The sequence below is a fragment of the Zongyangia sp. genome (assembly GCF_965361945.1).
This window is the reverse complement of record NZ_CBDTOK010000008.1, coordinates 1-10,145: the sequence shown is the minus strand read 5'-3', so window position 1 is coordinate 10,145 and position 10,145 is coordinate 1. Positions and strand designations below refer to the sequence as shown.

The following is a 10,145-nucleotide window of genomic DNA, read 5'->3' as shown; positions in this document are numbered from 1 at the left end:
GCTTAAGCTCTAAACTCCCACCGGCATAGCCGGCGGTTTTTGAAGCCCCAGCGACTTACCGCTGGGGCTTCTTTGCTAAAGCATAATAAAAAAACGACGCAGACACCTGCGTCGTCTTCTTAACTATAACTATTCTGCGCTTTCAGGAGCGGACTCCTCTGCTGCGGCTTCTGCCTGCTGCTGAGCGAATGCCTGCATAGACTGCATGTCCTCCTGGACAGCGGCCTCCTGTGCGGCCTTCTCTCTCTCTTCAATCAGTGCCCGCATGGAGAGGCTGATTCTCTTCTTCTCGAAGTCGATGTCAGTAATCTTAACCTCGACCTCCTGTCCGATGGAAAGGACATCCTGCGGTTTGTTAATCCGCTCGGTGGAAATCTGAGAAATATGGATCAGTCCGTCAATGCCCGGAATGATCTGTGCAAAGGCACCAAAAGCGGTCATAGAAACAATCTTCACCTTGCAAACGGTGCCCACTGGGTAATCTCTCTTGAGGATCTCCCAAGGATTGTCTTCTGCTTTCTTGAAGCCCAAGGAAATCTTTTTATTCTCAGCGTCAATATCCTTGACATAGACTTCTAGTACATCGCCTACGTTGCACACCTCAGACGGATGCTTAATCCGGCTCCAGGAGAGCTCGGAAATGTGGACCATACCATCCACGCCGCCCAGATCGACAAACGCGCCATAGGAGGTCAGGCTCTTAACAGCGCCGTGGTAAACTTTGCCCACTTCCACTTCGCTCCAGAACTTCTCTTCCAGTGCTTTTCTTTCTTCTCTGAGTACGGCACGGATAGAACCGATAGCACGACGGCGCTCCGGTTTTACTTCCAGGATCTTAAATCTAACCTGCTTTTTCAGCAGATCATCCAAGCTGTCGTTTCTGCTAGCAGTGGCCTGGGATGCCGGGATGAAGACCCGCACACCGTTGGTGGTAGCGATGACGCCGCCTTTGACCACTTCGACAACAACACCTTCCAGGATCTCGCCACTCTCAGCAGCCTCACAGATTTTCTCAAAACCAGCAATGGCATCATAACGGCGTTTGGAAAGCATAACGGTACCCTCAACGTCATTGACACGGACAACAATCAGGTTGATCTCATCGCCCTTTTTAACAATGTCTTCGGGTTTTGCGGTAGGATCATCGGTCAGTTCATGGAGGGGCACATAGCCGGCGTGCTTGGTGCCGATGTCCACAGAAATCTCATTGGGCGCAATGCCAGTGACAATGCCTGTTACCTTCTCTCCATTATATGTACTTTTGAGGGACTGTTCCAAAGCCTCCTCAAAATTCACATCTTCCTCGATGTTATTGTTGTTCAAAATTTCACTCATGGTTGTTTGTACCTCCTTAATTATAAAAGCCGGTGTTGATGCTCCGGCAGTAACGCCAACCTTGATTTTGCCGCCGAAATCATAGTCAAACAGTTCTTCCGCCGTTTCAATCAAAACAGTTTCACATATTCCGCTGCATATATCAAACAGCTTTAACGTATTAGAGCTGTGACGTCCACCGACAACTATCATTAAGTCCGACTTCCCGGCCAGAGAAAACGCTTCCTCTTGCCGTCTAGCCGTAGCACTACATATTGTAGCAAAAATCTCGAGATTTGTATATACTTTTTTCGCCATTTCTACGGATTTTTCCCACACCTTTTTATTAAAAGTCGTCTGGGAAACCAAAATGACCGGTTTTTTCTGCAATTCTGAATTTTTTTCCGCAATTTTTGTGAGTTCTTCCGGTGTTTGAAAAACGTAAACAGGTCCCAGACAGTGGCCGCAGATCCCCTGTACCTCGGGATGATTGGCGTTCCCGGCAATGAGTACAGCATTGCCCTGCCGTGATTTTTCTGACACGATGGCATGAATCTTTGCCACAAAGGGGCAGGTGGCGTCTACACAGCGCAAGCTCCGAGCGGCAATCTCTTCATAAGCCTCCATCCCCACGCCGTGGGAACGGATCACCAATGTGCTGTCCTGTGGCGCCTGGGCCACTGAATCTGCGATGGATGCGCCTTCCTTACTGAGCTCCTCTACCATCTGCGGGTTATGGATAATCGGGCCCAAGGTACAGACCTTCTCCCCCCGCCTCAAGGTATCATACACCATCTGAACCGCTCGTTCCACTCCAAAGCAAAAGCCCGCGGTTTGTGCCACAGTTACCGGCATCTTTCTTCCTCCTGAAAAATCTTCCTTGCAAACTATTCCACAGGATCAAGGTTTTCCACAATCCGCTCCATAATCAGGTTGCTTGCAAACTTGAGTTGAGAGGGAACCAATTCGGTGATCCCCAGCTCCTCATTTTTAATAAGCTTTCCGATCCGGATGGTAACCCCGCATCGGAAATGCAGTCTTTTTCCAAAGCTAATGCTCATGGGGAGGATATCCGCCCCCGTCTGATAGGCCAGCATAGCCACGCCCGATTTCGCGCGCAGGGGCTTTCCGTCTTTAGAACGGGTACCCTCTGGAAACATGACCATGGCCTTTCCGCTTTTCAGTAACCCAATGGCTGTCTCTATCGCTGTGGTGTCCCCTTTTCCCCGTTCAATAGGGAAAGCGCCCAGATGGCGGATCAAAAAACTAAAAAACGGGTTTTTAAACAGCTCCGCCTTGGCCATAAAATGCAATTGATGAGGTGTGGCACCGCCCACAAATACCGGATCGGCATAGCTGCGATGGTTGGCGCAGAGAATATAGCCGCCCTCGGGTGGGATATTTTCTTTTCCCTCAATCCTTACTTTAAAAAACCAGTTCAGCGTATTACACGCGATCACTTTGGCAAATCCATAAAAACTCATGATACTCTTCCTCGGGATCGTCCCCGCTTGTCCTTTCGTCAATAGGTCGATGCTATATCTTTTCTTCCACAATTTTCATAACTGTCTGAATGCTTTGCTCTAAATCAAGATTGGTGGTATCTACCAAAACGGCGTCTTCCGCCTGTTTCAGCGGAGCCACCGCCCTATGGGAATCATTATAGTCTCTCGTAATGACATCCTGGAGAATATCGTCATAGGAAACCTTTTCTCCCTTGGCCAGATGTTCGTCATACCGACGGTGTGCTCTCGCCTCTGGCGACGCCGTGAGGAAGATTTTCACATCCGCATCGGGCAGCACTACAGTGCCAATATCCCGGCCATCCATCACCACATTGTTTTCCTTGGCCATATCCCGCTGTAGATCAAACAAGAACTCCCGTACCTGTGGGATGGCCGACACCCCTGACGCCGCCATGGCGATCTCCGGGGTGCGGATGAGGTCGCTGACATCCTCCCCATTTAAGAAAACCCGCTGAATCCCCTCTACATACCGCAGTTGGAGACTGATCTCCGGCAGCAATGGGACCACCTGGGTCCCGTCTGTGTAATCCTTGCCACAGCGCACGGCATAGAGGCCGATAGACCGATACAACGCGCCGGTATCCACATAGATAAACTGCTGTTTTGCCGCCACCGCCTTGGCGATAGTGCTCTTGCCCGCACCGGCGGGCCCGTCAATGGCAACCGCTTTCATAACAATACTCCCTCAAGCTTATTTTATACATGGGTTCCAGCCGCAAAACCGGTAGAAAATGCAATCTGCAGGTTAAATCCACCGGTATAAGCATCTAGATCCAGCACTTCTCCTGCAAAATAAAGGCCCCGGCAGAGTTTGGACTCCATAGTTTTGGGATCCACCTGTTTGACACTGACTCCGCCGGCCGTTACAATGGCTTCATTGATAGGGCGGAATGCTTTGGGTATGATGGTAAAGTCTTTCACCAGCTCCACAAGGTTCCGGCGCTGCTGACGTGTAATTTGGTGGACCTTGCTTGTCCCCTCAATACCCGAGCGCCGCACCATCACAGGAATCATTTTCCTTGGCAAAAGATCCCCTAGAGCATTCAAAAAATCCCTGTTTTTATATTTTTCAAAATCCCGGAGCAGCCGTGCATCCAGTTGTTCAGGAGAAAGTCCTGGCTTTAAGTCAATATGCAGTACATATTCTCCCATTATTTCATCATCCATATGGGATGATGCTGAAAGGACCAGGGGCCCTGATACACCAAAATGGGTGAAAAGCATCTCCCCCAGCTCCGAAAATATCTTTTTCTTTCCTTTGGTGACCGTCAGTGTCACGTTTCGCAGAGAAAGCCCCTGCATTTCTTTGCAAAAGCTGTCCTCCGTTTCAATCGGGATCAGGGAGGGACGGATTCGGGTCACCTCATGGCCCAGCATCCTAGCCAGCCGGTATCCATCTCCTGTGGAACCTGTTCCCGGGTAGCTCTCTCCCCCTGTCGCCACAATGACGTCAGTACAAGCGATGGTTTCCCCATCTGCCAATACAACAGCTTCCACGCCCTCTGCCCCGGATAGGATCTTCTCTACGCGCCCCTTTTGATAACGGGCGCCCGCACCCTTCGCAAACGCGCTGAGGGCATCCACAATGTCGGCGGCACGATCTGAGACGGGGAAAACCCGGTTGCCTCGTTCCGTCTTTAGCCGCACGCCTAGATTTTCAAAGAACTCCATGGTATCGGCGGTGGAAAAACCCGCGATGGCGGAATAGAGAAAGCGGGGGTTGGAGCGGATATTTTTGAGAAAGGTCTCATTGTCGCAGTCATTGGTCACATTGCACCGGCCCTTTCCGGTGATCATCACCTTGCGGGCAGGACGATCATTTTTATCTATCATCAGGACAGACCGTCCCCGTCTGGCAGCTTGTCCCGCCGCCATCAGCCCTGCGGCGCCGGCGCCAATGACCACTATCTTTTGCTCCATGACTTCCCTACTTTCATTCAAAACTGATGATCCGTATTGTCTTCGTCTTCTATCTTTTCATAAACGTTGTATTCATCCCAAATCCGCTCCAGCTTAGAAAAGGTCTTGGAAATCTCATCCTTTTTCTTGAGACCAACCGCCACAATCAGGGCATTAATCAAGCTCAGGGGAGCAACCAGGGAATCCACAAAAGAAGCCATGTCACTTCTCGCAAGGAGCAGATGATCTGCCCCTTGGGCGATGGGGGACATTTTGCTGTCGGTGATGGACACCACTGTGGCACCCATGTCAGAAGCGTATTTTAGCGCCTTAACCGTCCGTTTGGAATAACGCGGAAAGCTGATACCGATAAAAATATCTCCCTTGCCGATGCGTAGCATCTGCTCAAACATCTCACTGGTACTGGAAGTGTTGACAAGCCGTACATTTTCAAACAGATGGTTAAAATAAAAGCTGAGAAATCCAGCCAAGGTGGTGGAACTGCGGATTCCCAGAATATAGATATTTTTTGCCGTTGCAATGTCCTCCACCGCCGCGGCAAAAACCTCCTTTGAGGTTTCATCCAAGGTCCGGCGGATTTTCTCAATATCCAGATTCAGCACCTTTTCCAGTACATCGGAATTGCCGATCTGCTCATTGGTGACCTCCATCCGCTGCACCGCCGTCAATTTGTTGCGGATCATCTCCTGGATATTGCGCTGCAACTGGGGATAGCCTTCGAAACCTACCTCTGACGCAAAACGGACTACCGTGGATTCGCTAACTCCGACCGTTTGGCCCAGCTTGGAGGCCGTCATGAAGGCCGCTTTGTCATAATGCTCTATAATGTAGCGAGCGATGAGCTTTTGCCCTTTGGAAAAGCTGGACATCTTGCCCTCAATCATCGCCAGTAAATCTACGCTCATGGTATTGTCTTCATCCTTTCCGGTCTCTATCACAGGAGCGTTTTTAGGTGGAAAGAACATGCGCCCCCGTTCTTTGCCGTTCTCTTTCATTTTATCCGCTTGGGCTGCAAAATGCAAGATGAACCCGCACTTTTTTCCATCAAAAATGCAGGAAACAAAATGTTTCCTGCATTTTATGCTATTTACCGAATGACAGGCTGAATCTGCACGTTTTTCAGCGCCATTTGGATAGCAGGTGCAATCTGGGTGAAATCTGCTACCAGGGACGATGGTTTATGGATATGATCATCCTGATCATAGGGAACAAAATAGATATATTTTGCATTTTGCAGCATCCCGATGTTCTTGGCCGAAGCCCCTAAGCCGTCATTGGTGGACACGGCAATAACCACCGGCTTTGCGTTGCGGATGTGTGCTTTGGCCGCCATGGTTACGCTGGAATCGGTGATCCCACAGGCCAGTTTTCCCAGGGTATTTCCTGTGCAGGGGGCGATGACCAACACATCCAAAAGCTTTTTAGGGCCGATGGGTTCAGCCTCATCAATGGTATGGATGATCTTTTTCCCTGTCATCTCCTCGACCTGTGCAATAAAATCCTCCGCCTTTCCAAATCGGGTATCGGTTGCATAGGCAAACTCTGACATGATAGGTACCACATCATAGCCCAACTCCACAAGACGCTCTATTTCTGGCAGCACCTTGGAGAATGTACAGAATGAGCCGCACATGGCAAACCCTACTCTAATTTTTTCCATCTCTTTCCCTCCTCTCGGCAATCATATTAACAATGGTGTTCTTTACAATTTCTCCGGCCGTCACCGGGGCGGCCTTTCCAGGGAGGGATAGCGCCCAGATGGTTTTCAGCCCCAGTTGCTTGGCTGTCTCAAAATCCACACCGCCGGGTTTGGATGCCAAATCAACCAGCAGGCAGCTGGAACTGAGCCGGGAAAGCATCTGTCGGGGCAGAACCACGGCAGGTACGGTATTGACGACCACGTCCTGCTCCCCAATGCATTCGGCCAGATTTGAAAGATGAACTCCCTGGCATCCCCAAATTTCGGCCCAAGCAAGATCGCCGTATTTTCTCGCCGCTACCGTCACCTTCGCTCCCATGGCGGTGAGAATCCGCACCAGCGCCTTGGAAATACGGCCAAATCCGGTTACAAGAATGCGGCGCTGATAGATGGTGGTAGGCAGTTCCCGCAAGATGATCTCCACTGCTCCCTCCGCCGTCGCCTGGGCATTATGTACCGCGAATTCCTCCCGTCTGAAATAGTCTTCAATAGGATGCCCTGTCCTCTCAAAAATAGCTTGTGTATTTTCATCTATCCGTCCCCCAAAGACCAGGGATGCCGGCGGAAGCTGCTTTGCGCAATCATCAAGATCCAAGGTGTGCTTGGAGAGGGGCATATTCACCGTCTTACCATCCAGTGTCATGGGCAACGGAAAAATGGCAGCATCGCATAGCGAAAGCGCAATATCAGCACGGTCAGACATGATGATACCTTCGGGCGGTTCCACACCCTCATCAAAGCCTACCGCATACACGGTATAGCCGCTTTGGACAAATGCCTGTGCCAAATACATCTGCCGCAGGTCTCCTCCCACCACTGCAATTGTCTTCATCTCTTTCACAAGGGAACCCTCCCAGCCGTCAAAATTATAGACTGTCTGTATTCTTCTGTCTGGCCTGATGAGCAAAACTATCTGTTTCCAAATAAAAAGTCCTCACAGGATTTTCTTCTATATCCTATGAGGACCTATCCAAACAAGTTCCATTTTTATTGGGACTGTAGCCCGTACTTTTCCCTTTACTGACGGTGTTCCTGTTCCGCCTCTTCCTCCAGAAGAGCCAGGTGTTCGTGATAGCGCTCCAATATCATGCTCTCCATCATGCGTCGAGCCTCAGGGGTGATGGGGTGAACAATATCGCGGAACGTACCACTCTCCTCCCTGCGGCTGGGCATAGCTACAAAAAGTCGCTCCGGCCCCTCAATGACCTTGATGTCATGGACCGCCAGGCCATTGTCCACTGTAATAGATACCAGTGCCTTCAGCCGGGTGTCCTGATAAATTCTTCGAATACGGATGTCTGTAATATTCATGGCATTTTCCCTTTCTTTGTCAAAATCTCTGCATGTTTACACTGTTAATTATGAAGCAATTGGGAAAAGGTTATTCATGACAGAAGCATCTCACTGGAAAAAAACAAAAAAGTTCATTTGGAGCCTTTTTTTGCCTTCCCACCACAAAAATCTTAGAAAAGTGTTTATTTTATGGGCAAAGCGCAATATAATAGAAAAGGCAGCTTCATGCAGATTTTCCATAGAAAGGTTTGAATACATCCATGGCCAAAGTGACCCACGCGGACATTCATATATTGCAGGGGAAAAAGCATCTCCATTTTATCGGCATCGGTGGATCTGGTATGTATCCCCTGGTGCAGATTCTCCATAAAAAAGGTTATTATATCACCGGTTCTGATAATAATGAAACCGATACTCTAGCTGCGGAGCGGGCCCTTGGCATCCCGATTTTTATGGGACAAAGAGCCGAGAATATCCAAGGGGCGGACCTTATCGTCTACACAGCGGCTATCATGGCCGACAATCCCGAACTAATTGCCGCAATGGAGTCGGATGTGCCTGCCATTGAACGCTCTGTGCTGCTGGGGATTGTCACCGGTCAGTATTCCAACGCCATCTGTGTCAGCGGCACCCATGGAAAGACCACCACTACCTCGATGATTACCCAGATCTTGGTGGAGGCTAATTTGGATCCCACTGCGGTTATCGGTGGAAAACTCCCTCTCATCGGCGGAAGCGGCCGGGTGGGAGAAAGTGATACCATGGTATGTGAAGCCTGTGAATTCGTTGACACATTTTTAAAGCTTTATCCTGATATTGCAGTCATCCTCAACATAGATGCCGATCATTTGGACTACTTCGGCACAGTGGAAAATATCATCAAATCTTTCCACAAGTTTGCCTCCAACGCCACCAAGGCTATCCTGGTCAACGGTGACGATGCAAACTCCATGAAGGCTCTGGAAGGGCTCGACAAAAAGGTGATTACCTTTGGCTTTGGAGAAGAAAACGACTATTTCCCCCGGAACATTCAGGTGATCTCGGAACGGCATACCCAGTTTGAACTGTGGAGCAAGGCAGACGGCCTATTGTCCCGGATGGTCATCGCTGTGCCCGGCCATCACAACGTTCTCAACGCAGTCGCAGCTGCTGTGGCCTCTTTCCAGGCCGGCGCCACCCCGGAGCAGGCGGCCGCGGGACTGTCCCACTTCGGCGGGGCTAAACGCCGTTTTGAGATTCTCGGCCAGGTGCGGGGCATTACTATTGCCGACGATTACGCCCACCATCCGGCGGAAATCAAGGTCACATTAGAGGCTGCCAAGTCCATGCACTATAAAAAGGTGTGGGCGGTATTTCAGCCCTTTACCTATTCTAGGACCAAAATGCTGTTGGATGATTTTGCAGCGTCCCTCTCCATCGCCGATCAGGTGGTCCTTTCTGAAATCATGGGCTCGCGGGAAAAAAACACCTATAACATCTACGCCAAGGATCTGGCGGAGAAAATCGAGGGGTGTGTATGGTTTCCTGAGTTTCCTGAGATTGCCCAGTATGTCATGAGCCATGCGGAGGACGGCGATCTGGTCATCACGCTAGGCTGCGGCGATGTCAATAAATGCGCCAATATGATGCTGACACTTTAAGGCGAAGTCGGGCTATATAAAAGAAGAAAAATAAGCAGAGGAGGGCTTTTGTCCTCCTCTGCTTTTATTTACAGGCACCCGAAAATCTTTCCGGTCCTGCACGGCGCTGGAAGCTGCATAAAAGCGTCGTTATAATATTCCTTCTACAGCATTTGTTTTTACGTCCGACGCTTTTATGTATCCTCACTAGCGCCGATGATCGTCTGGCAATCCAAAACTGATGGAAAGTGCTTTGTTGATCGGTTCCATTGCGCCGTCGTCCAGCCTCCCCATTTTCTCCTTGAGCCGTCTTTTGTCAATGGTCCGGATCTGTTCCAGCAGCACTACGGAATCTCGGGAAAGCCCGCACTGGGTACCGCTGACGTCAATATGGGTTGGAAGCTTTGTTTTTTCCTTCTGGCTGGTGATGGCGGCTGCTATGACCGTAGGGCTGTAACGGTTCCCCACGTCATTTTGTACTATGAGTACCGGCCTCAATCCTCCCTGTTCGGAACCGACTACAGGGCTGAGATCCGCATAGTAAATATCGCCTCGTTTGACAGTCACGCTGACTCACGCTCCGCCTTTGATTTACTCGGATGCATCCTGAGCTTATTGTTCCCCCAAAAGACAAAACTTAATCATGGCGATGATAAAAAATTGCTTTTTATCATCGGCTTGCCTCTGTGTTTCACTAAAGCAAGTCATTCCTTTCGCCACAACTCATTGGGAGACAGTACTGCATACGCGGCACGTCCCTTTCGCCCCGGCTTT

The 10,145-nt window shown here is 50.0% G+C and carries 10 protein-coding genes; 1 reads left to right on the top strand and 9 read right to left on the bottom strand.

Annotation, left to right across the window (positions count from 1 at the left end; all coding sequences use genetic code 11):
- Positions 1–129 precede the first annotated feature (129 nt).
- The 8 genes from ACZ25G_RS00630 to spoVG form a co-directional block, all read right to left on the bottom strand.
- On the bottom strand, positions 130–2,169 hold the full coding sequence (locus tag ACZ25G_RS00630) for a bifunctional 4-hydroxy-3-methylbut-2-enyl diphosphate reductase/30S ribosomal protein S1 (protein ID WP_463681175.1): 2,040 nt from the start codon (positions 2,167–2,169) through the stop codon (positions 130–132).
- A 32-nt stretch (positions 2,170–2,201) separates the two neighbouring features.
- A complete protein-coding gene (locus ACZ25G_RS00625) occupies positions 2,202–2,798 on the bottom strand; it encodes a lysophospholipid acyltransferase family protein (protein ID WP_463681174.1) in 597 nt (198 codons plus the stop codon).
- A 52-nt stretch (positions 2,799–2,850) separates the two neighbouring features.
- Positions 2,851–3,513 (bottom strand): (d)CMP kinase, encoded by a 663-nt coding sequence (gene cmk / locus ACZ25G_RS00620; protein ID WP_463681173.1) that lies wholly within the window; start codon positions 3,511–3,513, stop codon positions 2,851–2,853.
- Positions 3,514–3,536: 23 nt separating this feature from the next.
- Entirely contained in the window at positions 3,537–4,781 is a 1,245-nt protein-coding gene (locus ACZ25G_RS00615; protein WP_463681172.1) for a BaiN/RdsA family NAD(P)/FAD-dependent oxidoreductase, read from the bottom strand.
- Positions 4,778–5,665 (bottom strand): MurR/RpiR family transcriptional regulator, encoded by an 888-nt coding sequence (locus tag ACZ25G_RS00610; RefSeq protein ID WP_463681176.1) that lies wholly within the window; start codon positions 5,663–5,665, stop codon positions 4,778–4,780. The genes ACZ25G_RS00615 and ACZ25G_RS00610 overlap by 4 nt, the downstream gene beginning before the upstream one ends.
- A 182-nt stretch (positions 5,666–5,847) precedes the next feature.
- Entirely contained in the window at positions 5,848–6,420 is a 573-nt protein-coding gene (locus tag ACZ25G_RS00605) for a dipicolinate synthase subunit B (protein ID WP_191482919.1), read from the bottom strand.
- Positions 6,407–7,291: a dipicolinate synthase subunit DpsA gene (dpsA, locus tag ACZ25G_RS00600; RefSeq protein ID WP_224771626.1), complete on the bottom strand. Its 885-nt coding sequence runs from the start codon at positions 7,289–7,291 to the stop codon at positions 6,407–6,409. The genes ACZ25G_RS00605 and dpsA overlap by 14 nt, the downstream gene beginning before the upstream one ends.
- 185 nt (positions 7,292–7,476) lie before the next feature.
- A complete protein-coding gene (gene spoVG / locus ACZ25G_RS00595) occupies positions 7,477–7,770 on the bottom strand; it encodes a septation regulator SpoVG (RefSeq protein ID WP_463681171.1) in 294 nt (97 codons plus the stop codon).
- Positions 7,771–8,012: 242 nt separating this feature from the next.
- Here spoVG and murC point away from each other — a divergent pair, with 242 nt between their 5' ends.
- Positions 8,013–9,392, top strand: a complete 1,380-nt coding sequence (gene murC / locus ACZ25G_RS00590; RefSeq protein ID WP_191482926.1) for a UDP-N-acetylmuramate--L-alanine ligase — start codon at positions 8,013–8,015, stop codon at positions 9,390–9,392.
- Positions 9,393–9,578: 186 nt separating this feature from the next.
- Here murC and ACZ25G_RS00585 read toward each other — a convergent pair whose 3' ends face one another.
- Complete coding sequence (locus ACZ25G_RS00585; RefSeq protein WP_191482922.1) at positions 9,579–9,938, bottom strand: type II toxin-antitoxin system PemK/MazF family toxin; 360 nt, start codon at positions 9,936–9,938, stop codon at positions 9,579–9,581.
- Positions 9,939–10,145: the final 207 nt, after the last annotated feature.

Coding starts and splice junctions, on each gene's coding strand:
- ACZ25G_RS00630 (WP_463681175.1), bottom strand. CDS start 2,169: ATGCCGGTAACTGTGGCACAAACCGCGGGCTTTTGCTTTGGAGTGGAA.
- ACZ25G_RS00625 (WP_463681174.1), bottom strand. CDS start 2,798: ATGAGTTTTTATGGATTTGCCAAAGTGATCGCGTGTAATACGCTGAAC.
- cmk (WP_463681173.1), bottom strand. CDS start 3,513: ATGAAAGCGGTTGCCATTGACGGGCCCGCCGGTGCGGGCAAGAGCACT.
- ACZ25G_RS00610 (WP_463681176.1), bottom strand. CDS start 5,665: ATGAGCGTAGATTTACTGGCGATGATTGAGGGCAAGATGTCCAGCTTT.
- ACZ25G_RS00605 (WP_191482919.1), bottom strand. CDS start 6,420: ATGGAAAAAATTAGAGTAGGGTTTGCCATGTGCGGCTCATTCTGTACA.
- dpsA (WP_224771626.1), bottom strand. CDS start 7,291: ATGAAGACAATTGCAGTGGTGGGAGGAGACCTGCGGCAGATGTATTTG.
- spoVG (WP_463681171.1), bottom strand. CDS start 7,770: ATGAATATTACAGACATCCGTATTCGAAGAATTTATCAGGACACCCGG.
- murC (WP_191482926.1), top strand. CDS start 8,013: ATGGCCAAAGTGACCCACGCGGACATTCATATATTGCAGGGGAAAAAG.